This window comes from Thermus thermophilus HB8 (assembly GCF_000091545.1).
Classification (GTDB): Bacteria; Deinococcota; Deinococci; order Deinococcales; family Thermaceae; genus Thermus; species Thermus thermophilus.
The window spans coordinates 441,582-460,126 of record NC_006461.1; the positions used below are offsets into that span (position 1 = coordinate 441,582).

Annotated in this window: 21 protein-coding genes and 1 tRNA gene; 14 read left to right on the forward strand and 8 right to left on the reverse strand. The window is 69.5% G+C overall.

The genetic code is table 11. From position 1 onward, the window contains the following. Positions 1 to 5 precede the first annotated feature (5 nt). From TTH_RS02450 to ttuA, 6 genes are read left to right on the forward strand one after another with little or no spacing between them, the layout of a single operon-like run. Positions 6 to 1,028: an ABC transporter ATP-binding protein gene (locus tag TTH_RS02450; RefSeq protein ID WP_011227960.1), complete on the forward strand. Its 1,023-nt coding sequence runs from the start codon at positions 6 to 8 to the stop codon at positions 1,026 to 1,028. After that, positions 1,025 to 2,008 carry an ABC transporter ATP-binding protein gene (locus TTH_RS02455; protein WP_011172559.1) on the forward strand — a complete coding sequence of 328 codons (984 nt, stop codon included), beginning with the start codon at positions 1,025 to 1,027 and terminating at the stop codon, positions 2,006 to 2,008. The genes TTH_RS02450 and TTH_RS02455 overlap by 4 nt, the downstream gene beginning before the upstream one ends. Positions 2,009 to 2,066: 58 nt before the next feature. Next, positions 2,067 to 2,693 (forward strand): acetoin utilization AcuB family protein, encoded by a 627-nt coding sequence (locus TTH_RS02460; RefSeq protein WP_011172560.1) that lies wholly within the window; start codon positions 2,067 to 2,069, stop codon positions 2,691 to 2,693. Next, entirely contained in the window at positions 2,687 to 3,811 is a 1,125-nt protein-coding gene (locus TTH_RS02465; protein WP_011227961.1) for an acetoin utilization protein AcuC, read from the forward strand. Before TTH_RS02460 ends, TTH_RS02465 begins: the two co-directional genes overlap by 7 nt. A 4-nt stretch (positions 3,812 to 3,815) precedes the next feature. Then, a complete protein-coding gene (ttuB, locus tag TTH_RS02470; RefSeq protein ID WP_011172562.1) occupies positions 3,816 to 4,013 on the forward strand; it encodes a sulfur carrier protein TtuB in 198 nt (65 codons plus the stop codon). 1 nt (position 4,014) lies between these two features. Then, complete coding sequence (gene ttuA / locus TTH_RS02475) at positions 4,015 to 4,977, forward strand: tRNA-5-methyluridine(54) 2-sulfurtransferase (protein WP_011227962.1); 963 nt, start codon at positions 4,015 to 4,017, stop codon at positions 4,975 to 4,977. 15 nt (positions 4,978 to 4,992) lie between these two features. Here the strand turns inward: ttuA and treS are convergent, their stop codons facing one another. From treS to TTH_RS02490, 3 genes are read right to left on the reverse strand one after another with little or no spacing between them, the layout of a single operon-like run. Then, on the reverse strand, positions 4,993 to 7,890 hold the full coding sequence (gene treS, locus TTH_RS11655) for a maltose alpha-D-glucosyltransferase (RefSeq protein WP_011227963.1): 2,898 nt from the start codon (positions 7,888 to 7,890) through the stop codon (positions 4,993 to 4,995). A 3-nt stretch (positions 7,891 to 7,893) separates the two neighbouring features. After that, positions 7,894 to 8,598 (reverse strand): trehalose-phosphatase, encoded by a 705-nt coding sequence (gene otsB / locus TTH_RS02485; RefSeq protein ID WP_011227964.1) that lies wholly within the window; start codon positions 8,596 to 8,598, stop codon positions 7,894 to 7,896. Beyond that, the gene (locus TTH_RS02490) at positions 8,595 to 8,879 is read right to left on the reverse strand and encodes a trehalose-6-phosphate synthase (RefSeq protein WP_011227965.1); all 285 of its coding nucleotides are present in this window, start codon (positions 8,877 to 8,879) and stop codon (positions 8,595 to 8,597) included. Before TTH_RS02490 ends, otsB begins: the two co-directional genes overlap by 4 nt. Between TTH_RS02490 and TTH_RS02495 the strand changes: the two genes are divergently transcribed. The 4 genes from TTH_RS02495 to TTH_RS02510 are packed head-to-tail and all read left to right on the forward strand — an operon-like array spanning position 8,851 to position 11,957. After that, on the forward strand, positions 8,851 to 8,988 hold the full coding sequence (locus tag TTH_RS02495) for a hypothetical protein (protein ID WP_224065224.1): 138 nt from the start codon (positions 8,851 to 8,853) through the stop codon (positions 8,986 to 8,988). The two genes, TTH_RS02490 and TTH_RS02495, sit on opposite strands and share 29 nt — an antisense overlap. Next, positions 8,985 to 10,574, forward strand: a complete 1,590-nt coding sequence (locus TTH_RS02500; RefSeq protein WP_011227966.1) for an alpha-amylase family glycosyl hydrolase — start codon at positions 8,985 to 8,987, stop codon at positions 10,572 to 10,574. The genes TTH_RS02495 and TTH_RS02500 overlap by 4 nt, the downstream gene beginning before the upstream one ends. Positions 10,575 to 10,578: 4 nt before the next feature. Next, positions 10,579 to 11,217: a class I SAM-dependent methyltransferase gene (locus TTH_RS02505; protein ID WP_011227967.1), complete on the forward strand. Its 639-nt coding sequence runs from the start codon at positions 10,579 to 10,581 to the stop codon at positions 11,215 to 11,217. Further along, on the forward strand, positions 11,208 to 11,957 hold the full coding sequence (locus TTH_RS02510; RefSeq protein ID WP_011172566.1) for a methyltransferase domain-containing protein: 750 nt from the start codon (positions 11,208 to 11,210) through the stop codon (positions 11,955 to 11,957). Before TTH_RS02505 ends, TTH_RS02510 begins: the two co-directional genes overlap by 10 nt. 64 nt (positions 11,958 to 12,021) lie before the next feature. Here TTH_RS02510 and TTH_RS02515 read toward each other — a convergent pair. Beyond that, positions 12,022 to 12,108, reverse strand: a tRNA-Leu gene (locus TTH_RS02515). After that, positions 12,087 to 13,418: an apolipoprotein N-acyltransferase gene (lnt, locus tag TTH_RS02520; protein ID WP_024119347.1), complete on the reverse strand. Its 1,332-nt coding sequence runs from the start codon at positions 13,416 to 13,418 to the stop codon at positions 12,087 to 12,089. The genes TTH_RS02515 and lnt overlap by 22 nt, the downstream gene beginning before the upstream one ends. Before the next feature lie 69 nt (positions 13,419 to 13,487). On the opposite strand from lnt, the gene TTH_RS02525 reads away from it, so the two are divergent. After that, positions 13,488 to 14,192 (forward strand): metallophosphoesterase family protein, encoded by a 705-nt coding sequence (locus TTH_RS02525; RefSeq protein WP_011227969.1) that lies wholly within the window; start codon positions 13,488 to 13,490, stop codon positions 14,190 to 14,192. Here TTH_RS02525 and queG read toward each other — a convergent pair. The 3 genes from queG to TTH_RS02540 are packed head-to-tail and all read right to left on the reverse strand — an operon-like array spanning position 14,100 to position 15,828. Next, complete coding sequence (queG, locus tag TTH_RS02530) at positions 14,100 to 15,233, reverse strand: tRNA epoxyqueuosine(34) reductase QueG (RefSeq protein WP_011227970.1); 1,134 nt, start codon at positions 15,231 to 15,233, stop codon at positions 14,100 to 14,102. The two genes, TTH_RS02525 and queG, sit on opposite strands and share 93 nt — an antisense overlap. Continuing rightward, positions 15,227 to 15,619, reverse strand: coding sequence for a type II toxin-antitoxin system VapC family toxin (locus tag TTH_RS02535; protein ID WP_011227971.1), 393 nt, complete (start codon positions 15,617 to 15,619; stop codon positions 15,227 to 15,229). The genes queG and TTH_RS02535 overlap by 7 nt, the downstream gene beginning before the upstream one ends. Then, positions 15,598 to 15,828, reverse strand: a complete 231-nt coding sequence (locus tag TTH_RS02540) for a type II toxin-antitoxin system Phd/YefM family antitoxin (RefSeq protein ID WP_011227972.1) — start codon at positions 15,826 to 15,828, stop codon at positions 15,598 to 15,600. Before TTH_RS02540 ends, TTH_RS02535 begins: the two co-directional genes overlap by 22 nt. A 52-nt stretch (positions 15,829 to 15,880) precedes the next feature. On the opposite strand from TTH_RS02540, the gene TTH_RS02545 reads away from it, so the two are divergent. Genes TTH_RS02545 through thrC form a run of 3 tightly spaced genes read left to right on the forward strand, consistent with a single transcriptional unit; the run spans position 15,881 to position 18,534 of the window. After that, entirely contained in the window at positions 15,881 to 16,879 is a 999-nt protein-coding gene (locus TTH_RS02545; RefSeq protein ID WP_011172571.1) for a homoserine dehydrogenase, read from the forward strand. A 4-nt stretch (positions 16,880 to 16,883) separates the two neighbouring features. Beyond that, on the forward strand, positions 16,884 to 17,447 hold the full coding sequence (locus TTH_RS02550; protein WP_011227973.1) for a Uma2 family endonuclease: 564 nt from the start codon (positions 16,884 to 16,886) through the stop codon (positions 17,445 to 17,447). Between the two features lie 31 nt (positions 17,448 to 17,478). Continuing rightward, positions 17,479 to 18,534, forward strand: a complete 1,056-nt coding sequence (gene thrC, locus TTH_RS02555; protein WP_011227974.1) for a threonine synthase — start codon at positions 17,479 to 17,481, stop codon at positions 18,532 to 18,534. Positions 18,535 to 18,545: the final 11 nt, after the last annotated feature.

The following is an 18,545-nucleotide window of genomic DNA, read 5'->3' on the forward strand; positions in this document are numbered from 1 at the left end:
ACGGCATGGACGAAAAGCGCCTTCTAGAGGTGAAAGACCTAAAGGTCCACTTCTTCACCGACGACGGCGTGGTGAAGGCGGTGGACGGCGTTTCTTTTCACGTGAACAAGGGGGAGACCCTGGCGGTTGTGGGGGAGTCGGGGAGCGGGAAGAGCGTGACCTCGTTGGCGATCATGCGGCTCATTCCCTCGCCGCCTGGGAGGATCGTGGGTGGGGAGATCTTGTTCCGCGGGAAGGACGGGAAGGTCCGGGACCTCACCAAGCTTTCCGAGGCGGAGATGCGGCGGATTCGGGGGAACGACATCGCCATGATCTTCCAGGAGCCCATGACCTCCTTGAACCCGGTGTACACGGTGGGGGACCAGATCGCGGAGGCGATCATGCTCCACCAGGGGAAGAGCCGCAAGGAGGCCATGGAGCTTGCCGCCCACATGCTGGAGTTGGTGGGGATTCCGGAGCCCAAGAAGCGGCTTAGCAACTATCCTCACCAGATGTCCGGGGGGATGCGCCAAAGGGTGATGATCGCCATGGCCCTTTCCTGCAACCCCTCGCTTCTCATCGCGGACGAGCCCACCACGGCCTTGGACGTGACCATCCAGGCGCAGATCCTGGAGCTGATGAAGAAGCTCCAGGAGGAGATTGGGATGAGCATTCTCTTCATCACCCACAACCTTGGGGTGGTGGCGGAGATGGCGGACCGGGTGGTGGTGATGTACGCGGGGCGGGCGGTGGAGGAGTCGGACGTGGTGCCGCTTTTCCAGAACCCGCTGCACCCGTACACGGAGGGGCTTTTGCACTCGGTGCCGCGGCTGGACCTGGCGGCGGAGCACCGGCAGCGGCTTGAGGCGATACCTGGGAACGTGCCGAACCCCTTGTACCTGCCGCCTGGGTGCGCCTTCCACCCGCGGTGCAAGTACTACGTGGAGGGGGTGTGCGACCGGGAGGTGCCGCCCTTGGAGGAGGCGGGGGAGGGCCGCCGGGTGAGGTGCGTGCGCTGGCGGGAGATCCGCAAGGGGGTAGGGGCGTGAGCACGAACGGCGTCCTCGTGGAGGTGCGGGACCTGAAGAAGCACTTCCCCATCCGGGGCGGGGTGCTTTCCCGGGTGGTGGCGAGCGTGAAGGCGGTGGACGGGGTGTCCTTCGCCATCCGGAGGGGGGAGGTGCTTGGGCTTGTGGGGGAGTCGGGGAGCGGGAAGACCACGGTGGGGCGCACGCTCCTCCGGCTGATTGAGCCCACGGGGGGTAGGATTTTCTTTGACGGGCAGGACATCACGGAGCTTCCCCGGGAGAAGCTCAGGCCCTTCCGGCGCCGGATGCAGATCATCTTCCAGGACCCCTTCAGCTCGTTGAACCCGCGGATGACCGTGGGGGACATTATCGCCGAGCCCCTCCTCATCCACGGGATTGGGAAGACGCCGAAGGAACGCACGGAGAGGGTGGCGGAGCTTTTGAAGCTCGTGGGGCTTTCCCCGGACCACATGCGCCGCTACCCCCACGAGTTCTCCGGGGGGCAGAGGCAGCGGATCGGGATCGCCCGCGCCCTGGCGGTGGCCCCGGAGTTCATCGTGGCCGACGAGCCGGTTTCCGCCCTGGACGTGTCCATCCAGGCGCAGGTGGTGAACCTTCTGCAGGACCTGAAGGAGGAGCTTGGGCTCACCCTGCTCTTCATCGCCCACGACCTGGCGGTGGTGGAGTACATCTCGGACCGGGTGGCGGTGATGTACCTGGGGAAGGTGATGGAGCTTGCGCCTGCCCGGGAGCTTTACCGCAACCCCAAGCACCCCTACACGGAGGCGCTGCTTTCGGCGGTGCCCATCCCCGACCCCACGGTGAAGCGGGAAAGGATCGTGCTCCAGGGGGACATTCCCTCGCCCATCAACCCGCCCTCGGGGTGTGTCTTCCGCACGCGGTGCCGCTACGCCCTGCCCGAGTGCGCCCAGGTGGTGCCCGAGCTCAAGGAGGTCGCCCCGGGCCACTACAAGGCCTGCATCCGGGACGACATCCTCTAAGGCCACCCCAGCTAGAGGGGCCCCGGCTTCCGGGGCCCGCTCGTCGTATACTGGGCCCATGCTGGTCAGGGACGTGATGAAAAGCCCCGTCCTCACCGTGGGGCCTGAGGCGACCCTCGAGGAGGCCTACAAGCTCCTCCTGGAAAGGGGGATCCGGCACCTCCCCGTGGTGGAGGAGGGGAGGCTCGTGGGCATCGTCACCGACCGGGACATCCGCCTCGCCACGAGCCACCTGAACCCCAAGGGGCCCTGCCCCGGGTGCACGCGGGTGGGGGAGGTGATGACCCGGGAGGTGGTCACCGCCCACCCCCTAGACCCCGTGGAGGAGGCGGCCCGGGTGATGCGGGAGCGGAAGATCGGGTGCCTTCCCGTCCTCGAGGACGAGGCCCTGGTGGGCATCGTCACGGGGATTGACCTTCTGGATGCCCTCCTCAGGCTCACCGGGGTCACGGAGCCCTCGGGCCGCCTCGAGGTGCGCCTCCCTGACCGCCCTGGGGAGCTCGCCCGCCTCACGGGGTTCTTGGCGGGGCGGGGGGTGAACATCCACTCCCTCCTCTCCTACCCGGAGGGGAGGGAGTTCGTGCGGGCGGTGGTGCGGGTGAACACCCTGGAGACCCACCTCCTGGCGGAGGCCCTCCGCCGGGAGGGGTTTGACGTCCTCTGGCCCCCCAAAAAGCCATGGTGATCTACCGGGAGGAGTACCGCCTCTACAACTTCGGGCCCGACCACCCCTTTAGCCCCGTCCGCCTGGAAATGCTCACCTCCCTCCTCCAGGCCCTCGGGGTGTGGCGGGCGCCCCTTAGCCCCCCTGAGGCCTCGAGGGAGGAGGTGCTTTCGGTCCACTCCGAGCGCCTGGTAAAGCGGGTGGAGGCGGCGAGCCGGGGAGAGCTTTACCCCGACCTGGAGCACTACCTGGGCACGGGGGACACCCCCGTCTTCCCCGGCATGGACCGGGCGGCCCGGATCCTGGTGGGGGGGACCCTGGAGGGGGCGAGAAGGATTATGGCCGGGGAAAAGCGGGTCTTGCAGCTGGGCGGGGGTCTCCACCACGCCCAGTACGACCGCGCCTCGGGGTTTTGCGTCTACAACGACCTCTCCGTGGCTATCCGCCACATGACCCAGGTTGGGCTTCGCGTGGCCTACGTGGACATTGACGTCCACCACGGGGACGGGGTGCAGTGGATCCACTACGAGGAGGGGGAGGTCCTCACCCTAAGCCTCCACGAGTCGGGACGCTACCTCTTCCCGGGGACGGGGCACGTCTACGAGATCGGCCGGGGGGCGGGCCTGGGGAAGAAGCTCAACCTCCCCCTGGAGCCCTTCACCGAGGACGAAAGCTACCTCGAGGTCTTTGAGGCCCTGGTGCCCTGGGCCCTTAAGGCCTTCCGCCCCGACGTCCTCGTGGTCCAGGCGGGGGCGGACGCCCACTACCTGGACCCCTTGGCCGACCTCCTCCTCACCGCCCGGGCCTACGAGAGGCTTTTCCGCCTCCTCCTGGAGTACGCCGAGGCCTACGCCGGGGGAAGGGTCCTCTTCACCTTGGGGGGCGGGTACAGCCTGGACGGGACGGTGAGGGTCTGGGCCCTCCTCTACCACCTCTTCCACGGCCTTCCCCTGCCCGAGCGCCTTCCCGAGGGGTGGCTTAGGACCTGGGAGGCGCGGCTCGGCAGGCCCCTCACCCCCACCCTCCACGACCCCGAAGGGGCCTACCCGGAGATCCCCAGGCGGGAGGAGATCGCGAAGCGGAACCGCCTGACCTTGCAGCGGCTCACGGAGCTCGTGGCCCCCCACCTGCTACACTAGCGGGGTGAGGGTCGTTCTGCGCCTGCCCGAGCGCAAGGAGGTGGAGGTCAAGGGGAACCGGCCCTTAAGGGAGGTTCTGGAGGAGCTTGGCCTGAACCCGGAGACCGTGGTGGCGGTGCGGGGCGAGGAGCTCCTCACCCTGGAGGATGAGGTGCGCGAGGAGGACACCCTAGAGGTCCTCTCCGCCATCTCGGGAGGGTAGCGTGGTCTGCAAGGTCTGCGGGCAAAAGGCCCAGGTGGAGATGAGATCCCGGGGGCTTGCCCTCTGCCGGGAGCACTACCTGGACTGGTTCGTCAAGGAGACGGAGAGGGCCATCCGCCGCCACCGGATGCTCCTCCCCGGGGAGAGGGTTCTGGTGGCGGTCTCGGGGGGGAAGGACTCCCTGGCCCTTTGGGACGTGCTAAGCCGCCTGGGCTACCAGGCCGTGGGGCTCCACATTGAGCTCGGCATCGGGGAGTACTCCAAGAGGAGCCTCGAGGTCACCCAGGCCTTCGCCCGGGAAAGGGGCCTGGAGCTTTTGGTGGTGGACCTGAAGGAGGCCTACGGCTTCGGGGTCCCCGAGCTCGCCCGGCTTTCCGGGCGGGTGGCCTGCTCCGCCTGCGGCCTCTCCAAGCGCTACATCATCAACCAGGTGGCGGTGGAGGAGGGCTTCCGCGTGGTGGCCACGGGGCACAACCTGGACGACGAGGCCGCCGTCCTCTTCGGGAACCTCCTGAACCCTCAGGAGGAGACCCTTTCCCGCCAGGGGCCCGTCCTGCCGGAAAAGCCCGGCCTCGCCGCCCGGGTCAAGCCCTTCTACCGCTTTAGCGAGAGGGAGGTCCTCTCCTACACCCTCCTTAGGGGGATCCGCTACCTCCACGAGGAGTGCCCGAACGCCAAGGGGGCGAAAAGCCTCCTCTACAAGGAGGCCCTGAACCTGGTGGAGCGGTCCATGCCCGGGGCCAAGCTCCGCTTCCTCGAGGGCTTCCTGGAGAAGATCCGGCCCCGCCTGGACGTGGGAGAGGAGGTGGCCCTGAGGGAGTGCGAGCGGTGCGGCTACCCCACCACGGGGGCGGTGTGCGCCTTCTGCCGCATGTGGGACGCCGTCTACCGCCGGGCCAAGAAGCGCCGCCTCCTCCCCGAGGAGGCCGTCTTCCACCCCAAGGCCCCCGTGGCCCGGGGCTGAAGGGCTACCGGGCGCCTAGGCTTTTCCGGCCTTGGCCTGCCAGCGCTCGTGGATGCGCTTGCGGGCGGGCCTTTCCTCCCGGTGGAGGTGCTCCGCCGCCACCTCGGCCATGTGCCGCGTCCAGCCCGCCTCCTCCAGGGCCTCCTCGGGGAGGGCGGAGCGGTAGGCTTGGAGGAAGGCGGCGTGGAGGTAGTCGGCCACCTCCTCGGCAAAGGCCCAAAGCTCCGCCTCCAGGGCCTCGAGGGCGAGGTGCACGGCCCGCTCCACGTCGTAGGCCAGGCGGGCCAGGTCCTCCTCCACCGTGCCCCGCTTTTCCGCGCCCAGGGCCACGAGGTACACCTCCCCCTCCAGCTCCAGGAAGGCCCCGAGGCCGCGGCCTAGGAGGGGGTGGCCCCCCTCCACCCCCTCCACCTCCCCAAGGGCCCGGTGGAGGAGGGCGAGGCGCACCCCGAGGAGGCGGACCAGGGCTTCGGTCTCGTGCAGGGCCCCGGGAAGGAGGCCTGGGGTCCCGGGGGCGTGCCCCCGGAGGCGGGGAAGGCTTTCCAGGAGCCGGACCTCCAGGGCGGCGAAGAGGTCCTGGGGGCGGCCCGGGGGGAGGCTTCCCGTGAGGGCGAGGACCCTTCTGGAGGCGCCCCGCTCCCAGAAGAGGCCCCCTTCGGGCCGGAGGACCCAGGGGAGGTCCAGGCGGGGGAGGACCCGCTCCGTGCGGTCCAGGCCCCCGTCTTGGACGAGGCCGAGCTGGACCCAGACCCCCTCCCCCGCCGCGAGTCCCGGCCGGAGGAGGTCCACGGCCTCGGGCACGGGGCCCGGGTGGCGGCCGCGGTAGTAGGCCCGGAGGCTCCGCCCCTCAAACCCCTCCTTGAGGCGGGCGAGGAGGAGGCGGTAGAAGCCCGGGTCCAAGGAGAGCTCGTAGAAGTGGCCGGGCTGGCCGTGGGTGCGGGCGAAGAGGCCGGGGCCTTCCCGCCTCTGGGGGGACCAGAGGAGGGGGAGGAAGACCTGGAGGGTCCTGTGGTTCTCCAGCTGGAGCAGGGTGAGGTAAAGGGGCGGGTCCTTCTGGAAGCGGAGGGCGTCCAGGAGGGCCACCTTCTGCGGCTTGAGGGCGAGCCAGCTCTTCTCCTTCAGGGTCTGGGCGAGGGCGTTTAGGAGCTCCTCCCGCCCCCTTTCGTGGACCAGGGTGTCCACCAGGAGGACCTCCGGCCCCCCGGGCATGTGGACCCGGGGCAGATCGGCCTCCTCGGGGGCGGGCTCCTCGGCCCAGTCGGGGGAGGGGAGGTGGAGCACCGCCTCCACGGGCTTCAGGGCGAAGAGGGCGAAGCCGTGGGGGCCCAGGGTCAGGCGGTAGCGCCCCTCCACCGGGGGGAAGGGTTGCTGCGAGAAGAGTTCCACGGGGACGAGGCCTTGGTAGGCCTCCAAGGGGAGGTCAAAGGCCTGGGTGTAGCGGGAGAGGTTGGCCACCACCAGGACCCGCTCCCCCTCGTGCTCCCTCAGGTAGGCGAGGACGCGCCGGTTCTCCACGGGGAGAAGGGTGAGGCTCCCCCGGCCGAAGATCTTGGCGTGCTGGTTCCTCAGGGCGAGAAAGCGGCGGTTGAAGCTCAGGAGGGAGTGGGGGTTTTCCCGCTGGGCCTCCACGTTGACGAAGTGGTAGCTGTAGGGCCCCTCGCTCACGGGGGGAAGGAAGAGGGCGTGGTAGGGGGCGCGGGAGAAGCCGGCGTTGCGGTCTTGGGACCACTGCATGGGGGTCCTGACCCCGTTCCGGTCCCCGAGGAAGGGGTTGTCCCCCATGCCGATCTCGTCCCCGTAGTAGACGATGGGCGTGCCCTTTAGGGTGAGGAGGAGGGCGGTGAGGAGCTCGTACCGCCTGCGGTCGCCCCCGAGGAGGGGCATGAGGCGGCGGCGGATCCCCAGGTTGATGCGGAACTTGGGGTCGGGGGCGTAGGCCTCGTACATGAACTCCCGCTCCTCCTCCGTGACCTTCTCCAGGGTGAGCTCGTCGTGGTTGCGGAGGAAGAGGGCCCACTGGGCGGTCTCGGGGATCCCTTCCGTCTCCTTGAGCATGGTTTCAATGGGCCCCCGGTCCTCCCGCCTTAGGGCCATGAAGATCCGGGGCATCAGGGGGAAGTTGTAGGCCATGTGGACCCCGTCCCCGTCCCCGAAGTAGGGGAGGGTCTCCTCCGGCCACATGTTGGCCTCGGCGAGGAGGATCTTCCCGGGGCCGTAGCGCTCCTCCAGGGCCTTCCTCAGGCGCTTCACCGCCTCAATGGTCTCGGGGAGGTTCTCGCAGGAGGTCCCCTCCCGCTCGTAGAGGTAGGGGATGGCGTCCAGGCGGAAGCCGTCCACCCCCAGGTCGGCCCAGAAGAACATGACCTGGTGGATGGCCTTCTCCACCTCGGGGTTGTCCCAGTTGAGGTCGGGCTGGTGCCAGTAGAAGCGGTGCCAGTAGTAGGCCTTGGCCACGGGGTCAAAGGTCCAGTTGGAGGTTTCAAAGTCCTTGAAGATGACCCGGACCCCCTTGTACTTCTCCGGGGTGTCGCTCCACACGTACCAGTCCCGCATGGGGCTATTCGGCTTCCTCGCCTCCTGGAACCAAGGGTGGTCAATGGAGGTGTGGTTCAGGACGAGCTCAATGATCACCTTCATCCCCCGGCCGTGGGCCTCGTCCAGGAAGCGCTTGAAGTCCTCCAGGGTCCCGTGGACGGGGAGGATCTGGTAGTAGTCGGAGATATCGTACCCGTCGTCCCTCAAGGGGGACTGGAAGAAGGGCATGAGCCAGAGGGTGTTGACCCCGAGCTCCTCCAAGTAGGGAAGCTTCCGCCTCAGGCCCTCAAAGTCCCCGTAGCCGTCGTTGTTGGCGTCAAAGAAGGAGCGGACGTGGAGCTGGTAGATCACCGCGTCCTTGTACCAGAGGGGGTCCACGGCCTAAAGGCTAGTGGGTCGGAGGTAGGTTTGCAAGTAGGCCAGGACCTCCTCCACGTCCTTGAGCCGGCCTTGGGCCGCCGTGGGGCCTTCCCCCACCTTGAAGGTGAGGCCCCGGCCCCTTAAGGCGAGGAAGGCGGCCTCGTCGGTGGTGTCGTCCCCGATGTAAACGGGGGTGTGGTCCGGGTGGCGTCCGAGGAGCCTGAGGACCGCTTGGCCCTTGTCCACCCCCTTGGGCTTGAGCTCCAGGACCTTCTTGCCGGGGAGGGCCTCGAGGCCCAAGGCTTCCAGGAGCCCCTCCACCGCCTTAAGCCAGGCCTCGAGGCAGGCCCGGGCCTTCTCCTCGTCCTCCGCCCCCCGGTAGTGCAGGGCCAGGGCGAAGCCCTTGTCCTCCACCCGCACCCCGGGGCAGGAGGGAAGCCTTGCCCGCAAGGGGCCAAGGTCCACGGGGAAGAGGGGCCGCACCTCCCCGAAGAGCACCCCTTCCTCCAGGCCGTGCCCCCCCACCACGGGAAGGCCCGGGAGGGGGAGGAGGGGCTCGAGGTCCCTCACCCTTCTTCCCGTGACCACGTAGACGGGGTGGCGCTCCATGAGGGCCCGGAGGACCCGGGGGGCCTCGGGGTGGGGGAAGGCCTCCTCGGGCCTTTGGGCGATGGGGGCCAGGGTGCCGTCGTAGTCCAGAAAGAAGACGGGGTTTTCCGCCCTCATCCCTCCTCCAAGGAGGCGAGGAAGCGCTCCGCCCAGCCCTGCACGTCCAAGGCCTCAATGCGGGCCTTCAAGGCGGCAAGCCGTTCCCGCCGCTCCCCCCCGGGCATGCGTAAGGCCCGGTCCAAGGCCTGGGCCATCCCGTCCAGGTCGTAGGGGTTGACCAAAAGGGCCTCCTTCAGGTACTCCGCCGCCCCCGCCAGGTTGGAGAGGACCCTGCCCTTCTTCAGCGAGACCCCCCTGCCCCTCCCCGTGGTGGACGGGGAAGGGAGGCTCCTCGGCATCGTGACCCGGGGGAGGCTGCTCGCCGCCCTGGCGGGCCGCTATACGCCGGAGGTGCCCCAAAGCGGTGTAGACTCCGGGCCACAAAGCGGTGTAGACTCCGGGTCATGAGCTGGTGGCAAAGGGCGGTCATCTACCAGGTCTACCCCCGGAGCTTCCAGGACACGAACGGGGACGGGGTGGGGGACCTCGAGGGCATCCGCAGGCGGCTTCCCTACCTCAAGTCCTTGGGGGTGGACGCCCTCTGGCTTTCCCCCTTCTACAAAAGCCCCATGAAGGACTTCGGCTACGACGTGGCCGACTACTGCGACGTGGACCCCGTCTTCGGGACCCTTCAGGACTTTGACCGCCTCCTAGAGGAGGCCCACGCCCTGGGGCTTAAGGTCCTCGTGGACCTGGTGCCGAACCACACCTCCAGCGAGCACCCCTGGTTCCTGGAGTCCCGCGCCTCCCGGAATAGCCCCAAGCGGGACTGGTACATCTGGAAAGACCCTGCCCCGGACGGCGGCCCCCCCAACAACTGGCAGAGCTTCTTCGGCGGCCCCGCCTGGACCCTGGACGAGGCCACGGGCCAGTACTACCTCCACCTTTTCCTCCCCGAGCAGCCCGACCTCAACTGGCGCAATCCCGAGGTGCGGGAGGCGATCAAGGAGGTCATGCGCTTCTGGCTCAGGAGGGGGGTGGACGGCTTCCGGGTGGACGTGCTCTGGCTTCTGGGCAAGGACCCGCTCTTCCGGGACGAGCCGGGAAGCCCCCTTTGGCGGCCCGGCCTTCCTGACCGGGCCCGGCACGAGCACCTCTACACCGAGGACCAGCCGGAGACCTACGCCTACGTGCGGGAGATGCGCCAGGTCCTGGACGAGTTCTCCGAGCCGGGGAGGGAGCGGGTGATGGTGGGGGAGATCTACCTGCCCTTGCCCCGCCTGGTGCGCTACTACGCCGCCGGGTGCCACCTGCCCTTCAACTTCAGCCTCGTCACCGAGGGGCTTTCCGACTGGCGGCCCGAGAACCTGGCCCGGATCGTGGAGACCTACGAGGGCCTCCTCTCCCGCTGGGACTGGCCCAACTGGGTCCTGGGCAACCACGACCAGCCCCGCCTCGCCTCCCGCCTGGGGGAGCCCCAGGCCCGGGTCGCGGCCATGCTCCTCTTCACCTTGAGGGGCACCCCCACCTGGTACTACGGGGACGAGCTCGCCCTGCCCAACGGCCTCATCCCCCCGGAGAAGGTGCAAGACCCCGCGGCCCTAAGGCAGAGGGACCGGGAGCCCACCGCCTACCACACCCTGGGCCGGGACCCCGAGCGGACGCCCATGCCCTGGGACGCCTCCCCCTACGGGGGGTTTTCCACGGTGGAGCCCTGGCTTCCCCTGAACCCCGACTACAGGACGCGGAACGTGGCCGCCCAGGAGAAGGATCCCCGCTCCATGCTCCACCTGGTTAAGCGCCTCATCGCCTTGAGGAAGGACCCCGACCTTCTCTACGGGGCCTACCGCACCTACCGGGCGAGGGAGGGGGTCTACGCCTACCTCCGGGGGGAGGGGTGGCTTGTGGCCCTGAACCTCACGGAGAAGGAAAAGGCCCTGGAGCTTCCCCGCGGGGGGAGGGTGGTCCTTTCCACCCACCTGGACCGGGAGGAAAGGGTGGGGGAGAGGCTCTTCTTGCGGCCCGACGAGGGCGTGGCGGTGCGGCTAGACTAGGGGCGTGGACCCCTTCGCTTCTCTAGCCGAGGCCTACGAGGCCTGGTACGGGACCCCCTTGGGGGCCTACGTCATCGCCGAGGAGGAGAGGGCCCTGAAGGGGCTCCTTCCCCCCGGGGAAAGCCTCCTCGAGGTGGGCGCGGGGACCGGGTACTGGCTTAGGCGCCTTCCCTATCCCCAAAAGGTGGGGGTGGAGCCTTCCGAGGCCATGCTCGCCGTGGGGAGGAGGCGGGCGCCCGAGGCCACCTGGGTGCGGGCTTGGGGCGAGGCCCTGCCCTTCCCCGGGGAAAGCTTTGACGTGGTCCTCCTCTTCACCACCCTGGAGTTCGTGGAGGACGTGGAGCGGGTCCTCCTCGAGGCCCGGCGCGTCCTCCGTCCGGGCGGGGCCCTTGTGGTGGGGGTCCTCGAGGCCCTCTCCCCCTGGGCCGCCCTCTACCGGAGGCTTGGGGAAAAGGGCGTCCTCCCCTGGGCCCAGGCCCGCTTCCTCGCCCGGGAGGACCTGAAGGCCCTCTTGGGGCCTCCTGAGGCGGAAGGGGAAGCGGTGTTTCTCGCCCCCGAGGCCCATCCCCCCTACGAGGAGGCGGACCTTGCGGGAAGGCGCGCGGGGAACCGCCCCGCCCTATACTTGGGGAGATGGCGGTGAAGGCCCTCTTCGCCCTTTACCCCCTCCTCCAGGGGGACTACAGGGCGGTGGAGAAAGCCCTCCTGGCCCTGGAGGAAAGCGGGGCGAGCTACCGCGTCTTCCCCACCCACTCGGAGGTTTCCGGAAAGGAGGAGGAGGTCTTCCTCACCCTGCAAAGGGCCTTCCAGAAGGCGGCGGAGGAGGGGGCCTTGGTGATGTGGGCCCTCCTTACCAACGCCTGCGAGGCAGGGGACCCCTTCCGCAAGGAGGAAAGGCTTAGGCGCTTTCCTCCGGGGGAGATCGCTAGGAAGGCCCTGGAGGGCCTAAAGGCGAAAAGCGTCTTGGACATCGGCACCGGCACCGGGGTCTTCGCCGAGGCCTTCGCCGCCTTGGGCCTCTTCGTCGTGGGCCTGGACCCCAGGGCGGACCGCCTGGAGGTGGCCCGGGCCAAGGTGAAGGGGGCCCGGTTCGTGGAGGGGCGGGCCGAGGCCCTGCCCTTCCCCGACGGGAGCTTTGACCTCGCCTTCTTCGGCCTCGCCCTCCACCACCTGGACCCCGTTCCCGCCCTCCGGGAGGCCTCCCGGGTGGCCCGGCGCGTGGCCGTCTTGGAGTGGCCTTACCGGGAGGAGGAGGTGGGGCCGCCCCTGGGGCGGAGGTTCTCCTTGGAGGCCCTGGAAGGCCTCTTCCGGGAGGCTTTGGGAAGCCCGCCCCGCTTCTTGGTGGCGGAAGGCTACGTCCTCGCCCTTTGGGACAAGGGATAGCGCGGAAACCCCCAGACTGGCGCAAGCCAGCCTGGAATGAAACAAGGCCCCTTTCGGGGCCCCTTGGTGCCGGGGGCGGGACTCGAACCCGCACGTCCTTGCGGACAGCAGATTTTGAGTCTGCCGCGTCTACCGGTTCCGCCACCCCGGCGGACGCACCCTAAGGATAAGGCCAAGGAGGAAGATGGTCAACGCCAGGCCCACCGCCCAGTCCCCGAAGCGGGCGTAAGGGGTGAGGCCCGTCCTTAGGGCGTAAGGGGCGAGGAGGAAGCCCTCTTGGTGCGGGGGGATTTCCGCCACCACCCGGCCGAAGGGGTCAACGCTTGCGGTGATCCCGTCGTTCCCGGCCCTGAGGAGCCACCGCCCCGTCTCCACCGCCCTTAGGCGTCCCAGGGCGAAGTGTTGCCTGCCCCCGAAGGAGGGGCCGAACCAGGCGTCGTTGGTGAGGAGGACGAGGACCCTGGCCCCTTCCCGCGCCAGGCCCCGGGCCACGGAGGGAAAGACGGACTCGTAGCAGATGAGGACGCCGTAGGGCCCGATGGGGGCCACCTTCTCGCCAGGGGTGCGGTCTTGGAGGTCCCCAAGCCCCATGGCCCGGAAGAAGAAGGCGTAGACCCCTCCCAGGGCCTCCCGGAAGGGAAAGCGCTCCCCGAAGGGGACGAGGCGGGTCTTGTCGTAGTGGCCGAGGAGCTTGCCCTCCCGGTAGAGCACCGCCCGGTTGGGGCCGAGGAGGTTGAGGCCGGTGAGGAGGGGGCGGCCTTGGAGGAGGGCCTCCGCCTCCTGGGGGATCCGCCAGACCGCGGTCTCGGGCCAGACCACGAGGTCCGCCTCGGGGTGGGCCCGAAGCCCCGCCTCGGTGAGCCTCAGGTAGACCGCCTCGTCCAGCTCCCCCTGGAACTTCCTTAAGGGGTTGATGTTCCCCTGGACCAAAAGGGCCTTGCCCTCGGGGTGCGCCTCGGGGAGGGGAAGGAGCCAGAGGAGGGCCCAAAGGAGGAGGACCCAAGGCCGCCTCGCCCGAAGGCCATAGGCCACGAGGAGGACGAGGAGGGAGAGGAGGTAGACCCCGCCCCAGGCGGCGAGGATGCGGCCCGGGGCCTCCACCAGGGCGTAGCCCAGAAACCCCCAGGGGAAGGCGAGTTCTCCTTGCTCCGTGAGCCACTCCAGGAGAACCCACCCCCCGAGGCGCATGGGGGCGTTGGGGGTGAGGGCGAAGAGGAGGCCGAAGGAGAGGGCCTTGACGAGGACGAGGGGCAGAAAGGGCACCGCCCCCCAGGGGCCGAAGTTCTGGGCGAAGCTTTGCGGGAGCCAGACCAGGTGGAGCCCCCAAAACCCCAGGCCCGCCCAGAACCCTTCCCGGAAGCCCCCCTTGAGGAGGAAGGCGAGGACGAAGGGGGCGAGGAAGCCCAGGGGAAAGGGGGGGAGGGTGAGGGCGAGGAGGAGGCCCAAGGCCAAGGCCTTCACCCTTCCACCATACGGGCTTCCCGGTTCCTTTTCACCGGGTTTTGACGGCGGAGGTGGGAGAATGGGGCCATGCGCCTTGGGGTCCTCTCGGACCTTCACGCCAACCTCCCCGCCCTCGAGGCCGCCCTGGAGGCCCTACGGGCCGAGGGGGTGGACGAGGTTCTGGTCCTCGGGGACCTGGTGGGCTACGGGCCCCACCCCAGGCAGGTGATCCACCGGATCTGGGAGGAAGGGCTTGCCGCCATCGCCGGGGCCTGGGACCTAAGGGTGGCCTACCCCCTCCCCGGGCCCCTGCCCGAGGGGGTGGGCAAGGCCACCCTGGAGTGGACCCGGGCGCAGCTCGGGGAGAAGGAGCTCGCCTACCTCCGCAGCCTCAGGCTTTCCCACCGCAAGTCCTACGGGGGGATGCGCCTCGTGGCCTTCCACGGGAAGCCGGGGGACCCCGAGGGGCGGGTGGACCTTCTGGGCCCCGCGCGGGACCTCGCTTTCTTTCTGGAGCGGTACGGGGCCGAGGCCTTGCTCCTCGGGGGAAGCCACCTTCCCCTGGCGCGGCGGGTGGGGAGGGGGCTTGTCGCCGACCCGGGGAGCGTGGGCCTAAGCCTCACCGGGGAGCACGGGGCGGACGCCATGGTGCTGGACACAGAGACCCTCGGGGCCCGCTTCCTCAAAGTGCCCTACGACCTAGGCCCCCTGCTCTTTGACCTCAGGGCCTGGGGCCTCCCTCCCGTCCTGGAGCAGGTGTACCGCTTCGGGCGCTTCCCCAAGAAGGGCTAGGGCCTCCTCGCGGAGCCCGGGGTCCTGGAGGAAGGGGTCCAGGGGCTTTCCCATGAGGTGGAGGGCCCTTAGGGCGGTGCGCCGCACCAGGGGGTTCGGGTCCCGGGTCGCCTCCAGGAAGAGGGCCTCCCCCAGGCCCAGGTTGAAGAGGACGATGAGGGCGTTCCGGGCCATGCGGGCCCTTCCCGCCCGGAGGAAGGCGGTGCCCGCGTACTTCCTCCCGAAGGCCCGCCCCGAGAGGCGGAAGAAGTCCAGGAGGTCCGGGTGGGCGAGCTCGGGCTCGGGCCTTAAGGCCTTCCAGACCTTGCCGAACCTCTCCCAGGGGCAGGCTTCCCCGCAGAGGTCGCAGCCGAAAAGCCAGTCCCCGATTCCCGGCCAGAGGGAGGGGGGGATGGGGCCCTTGTGCTCAATGGTGAGGTAGCTCACGCAGGCACGGGCGTCCAGGGTGCCGTCCCCGAGGAGGGCTTCCGTGGGGCAGGCGGAAAGGCAGCGGGCGCAGCGGCCGCAGCGGCTAGGGTGGAGGGGGGCGGCCTCCACCTCCAGGGGGGTGAGGAGGACGCCGATAAAGGCGTGGACCCCGAAGGCTTGGGAGAGGAAGTAGCCGCTTTTCCCGATCCAGCCCGCCCCGGAGAGGGCGGCGAGGGTGCGCTCGGGCAGGGGCCCGTGGTCCACGTAGCCCTTGGCCTTTAGGCCCAGGCCCCGCGCCGTCTCCTCCAGGGCCTTCAGCGCCTCCCCCAGGACCAGGTGGTAGTCCCGCGTCCAAGCGTAGCGGGCGACCCGGCCCACCCGGAGGCCCCCAGGGGGGGTCCCGGGGTCGGGGTAGGCGTAGGGGGCGAAGAGGAGGAGGGCGCTTTTTGCCCAGGGGAAGCGCTTTCTCGGGTGGAAGCGCTCCGGGGCCTCGAGGTAGGCCATCCCCCCGTGGCGGCCCGCTTCCAGCCACGCCCGGTGGCGGGCCTCGGCCTCTTGGGGCAGGTCCAGGGGGGCCCAGGCGAAGAGGAGGCCGAGCTCCCGCGCCCGTTCCTCCAGGAGGTCCTTCACCACAGGGTCTCCACGCCGAAACTGGGGAAGGCGCGGTCGGTGGTGAGGAGGACGAGGCCTTCCACCAGGCTCTGGGCGGCCAGGATGCGGTCAAAGGGGTCCCGCTGCTCCCCGGGAAGCCTTCCCGCCAGGAGGGCGTGGGCAAGCCTTATGGGAAGCTCCTCGGCCCCCAGACGGGAGAGGTGGCCTTCCAGGCCCTCCAAGACCGCCTCGGCGCCGGAAAGCTTCCCTAGGCGGTGCTTGGTGGCCATCTCCCAGGCGCTGGCTGAGGAGACGAGAAGAGGGGTGTCGGGGTCCTCCAAAAGCGCCCGGACCCTAGGGCTCAGCCGCTCGGGTTCCGTGAGGGCCCAGATGAGGACGTGGGTGTCTAGGAGGTAGCGCCTTCCCACAGGGCGAGCTCCTCCTCGGGAAGGGGTTCAAAGAAGCTCTCAGGGAGCTTCCCCGGGACAAACCCCAGGGGGCGCTTCCCCTTGCGGTAGGGGACGAGCCTGGCCACGGGGGTTTTGCCCCTCAGGATCACCACCTCTTCCCCCTCCTCCACGGCTTTTAGGAGGCGGGAGAGGTGGGTCTTGGCCTGGTGCACGGTGAAGGCCTTCACGGACTTAGCTTAGCGAGCTTAGCTAACAAAGCGCAAGGGGTATAATCCCCCCATGGAGGCCTTAAAGATCGCCCTCTTGGGGGGCGGCACCGTGGGGAGCGCCTTCTACAACCTCGTGTTGGAGCGGGCGGAGGAGCTTTCCGCCTTCGGGGTCGTCCCCCGTTTCCTCGGCGTCTTGGTGCGGGACCCGAGGAAGCCCAGGGCCATCCCCCAGGAACTTCTTCGCGCCGAGCCCTTTGACCTCCTGGAGGCCGACCTGGTGGTGGAGGCCATGGGGGGGGTGGAGGCCCCCCTTAGGCTCGTCCTCCCCGCCCTCGAGGCCGGCATCCCCCTCATCACCGCCAACAAGGCCCTCCTCGCCGAGGCCTGGGAGTCCTTAAGGCCCTTCGCCGAGGAGGGGCTCATCTACCACGAGGCGAGCGTCATGGCGGGCACCCCCGCCCTCTCCTTCCTGGAGACCCTGAGGGGAAGCGAGCTTCTGGAGCTCCACGGCATCCTGAACGGCACCACCCTCTACATCCTCCAGGAGATGGAGAAGGGCCGGACCTACGCCGAGGCGCTTCTTGAGGCCCAGCGCCTGGGCTACGCCGAGGCCGACCCCACCTTGGACGTGGAGGGGATAGACGCCGCCCACAAGCTCACCCTCCTCGCCCGGCTCCTCGTGGACCCCGGCTTCCCCTTCGCCGAGGTGGAGGCCCAAGGCATCGCCCGCCTCACCCCAGAGGTCCTGCAAAAGGCCGAGGCCCGGGGGGAGCGGGTGCGCCTCGTGGCGAGCCTCTTCGGGGAAGGGGGGAGGTGGCGGGCGGCGGTGGCCCCAAGGCGCCTTCCCCAGGACCACCCCTTGGCGAGGGCCCGGGGAAACGCCCTCTGGGTCCGGGCCAGGCCTTTGGGGGAGGCCTTCGTCACGGGGCCTGGGGCGGGGGGCGGGGCCACGGCGAGCGGGCTTTTCGCCGACCTCCTCCGCTTCCTCTCCGGGGCCCCGGGGCACCTCCCTGCCCCCCGGGCGAGGCCCCCTTTGGAGGAGGGAAGCCCCTGGCCGGGGGTAGAATGAGGGCGTGCCCCTTCTGGACCTTCTGCGCCCCGTGAGCGATGAGGAGCTCCGCGTCCTTTCCGAGAGAAACCCGGGCTGGCAGTTTGAGCGCTTGGCCGACGGGAGGCTCATCGTGTCCCCCACGGGCGGGGAAAGCGGGCGGATCCGCGCCGCCGTCCTAGGACCGCTTTACCGGTGGAACGAGGCGCGGGGCCTGGGGGTGGTCTTTGACGCCTCCACAGGGTTCAAACTCCCCGACGGCTCGGTCCTCGCCCCGGACGCCGCTTTCCTCCTGGGCAAGAGGTGGCAGGCCCTCTCCCAAGAGGCGCGGGAAGGGTTTCCTCCCCTGGCCCCGGACGCGGTGTTTGAGGTGCGCTCTAGAAGCCAGGGCCTCGAGGAGCTCCGGGAGAAGGCGGCCTGGTACCTGGCGAACGGGGTGCGCCTCGTGGTCCTCCTGGACCCTTACCTCCACCGGGTGGAGGTCTTCCGCCCGGGAGGGGTGGAGGGCCACCAGGGGCCGGAACGGGTGCCCTTAGACCCCGGGCTTCCCGGCTTCGCCCTGGAAACCCGGGGCCTTTTCCTCCCTTGACGGCGAGGCCTTAAGGCCGGAGCATGGGGCCATGCGGCCGCCCCTCATAGAGCGCTACCGGAACCTCCTCCCGGTCTCGGAGAAGACGCCGGTGATAAGCCTCCTGGAGGGCTCCACCCCCCTCATCCCCCTTAAGGGCCCGGAGGAGGCGAGGAAGAAGGGCATCCGCCTCTACGCCAAGTACGAGGGCTTAAACCCCACGGGAAGCTTCAAGGACCGGGGGATGACCCTCGCCGTCTCCAAGGCGGTGGAAGGGGGGGCCCAGGCCGTCGCCTGCGCCAGCACCGGGAACACCGCCGCCTCCGCCGCCGCCTACGCCGCAAGGGCCGGGATTTTGGCCATCGTGGTCCTCCCCGCGGGGTACGTGGCCTTGGGCAAGGTGGCCCAGAGCCTGGTGCACGGGGCGAGGATCGTCCAGGTGGAGGGGAACTTTGACGACGCCCTGCGCCTCACCCAAAAGCTGACGGAGGCCTTCCCCGTGGCCCTGGTGAACTCCGTGAACCCCCACCGCCTGGAGGGCCAGAAGACCCTGGCCTTTGAGGTGGTGGACGAGCTCGGCGACGCCCCCCACTACCACGCCCTCCCCGTGGGGAACGCGGGGAACATCACCGCCCACTGGATGGGCTACAAAGCGTACCACGCCCTGGGCAAGGCCAAAAGGCTTCCCAGAATGCTCGGCTTCCAGGCGGCGGGGGCGGCCCCCTTGGTCCTGGGCCGCCCGGTGGAGCGCCCCGAGACCCTGGCCACCGCCATCCGCATCGGCAACCCGGCGAGCTGGCAAGGGGCCGTGCGGGCCAAGGAGGAGTCGGGGGGGGTCATAGAGGCGGTGACGGACGAGGAGATCCTCTTCGCCTACCGCTACCTGGCCCGGGAGGAAGGGATCTTCTGCGAGCCCGCAAGCGCCGCCGCCATGGCGGGGGTCTTCAAGCTGTTGCGGGAGGGTAGGCTTGAGCCGGAGAGCACCGTGGTCCTCACCCTCACGGGCCACGGCCTCAAGGACCCGGCCACCGCCGAGAGGGTGGCCGAGCTTCCCCCGCCCGTGCCCGCCCGCCTCGAGGCGGTGGCCGCGGCCGCGGGGCTTTTGTGATAGCCTTGGGG

Bases quoted from the DNA above. Each gene is read 5' to 3' on its own strand.
- TTH_RS02450 (WP_011227960.1), top strand. From the start codon at position 6: ATGGACGAAAAGCGCCTTCTAGAGGTGAAAGACCTAAAGGTCCACTTC.
- TTH_RS02460 (WP_011172560.1), top strand. From the start codon at position 2,067: ATGCTGGTCAGGGACGTGATGAAAAGCCCCGTCCTCACCGTGGGGCCT.
- TTH_RS02465 (WP_011227961.1), top strand. From the start codon at position 2,687: ATGGTGATCTACCGGGAGGAGTACCGCCTCTACAACTTCGGGCCCGAC.
- otsB (WP_011227964.1), bottom strand. From the start codon at position 8,598: ATGAGGGCGGAAAACCCCGTCTTCTTTCTGGACTACGACGGCACCCTG.
- TTH_RS02490 (WP_011227965.1), bottom strand. From the start codon at position 8,879: ATGCCGAGGAGCCTCCCTTCCCCGTCCACCACGGGGAGGGGCAGGGGG.
- TTH_RS02500 (WP_011227966.1), top strand. From the start codon at position 8,985: ATGAGCTGGTGGCAAAGGGCGGTCATCTACCAGGTCTACCCCCGGAGC.
- TTH_RS02510 (WP_011172566.1), top strand. From the start codon at position 11,208: ATGGCGGTGAAGGCCCTCTTCGCCCTTTACCCCCTCCTCCAGGGGGAC.
- TTH_RS02525 (WP_011227969.1), top strand. From the start codon at position 13,488: ATGCGCCTTGGGGTCCTCTCGGACCTTCACGCCAACCTCCCCGCCCTC.
- TTH_RS02545 (WP_011172571.1), top strand. From the start codon at position 15,881: ATGGAGGCCTTAAAGATCGCCCTCTTGGGGGGCGGCACCGTGGGGAGC.
- thrC (WP_011227974.1), top strand. From the start codon at position 17,479: ATGCGGCCGCCCCTCATAGAGCGCTACCGGAACCTCCTCCCGGTCTCG.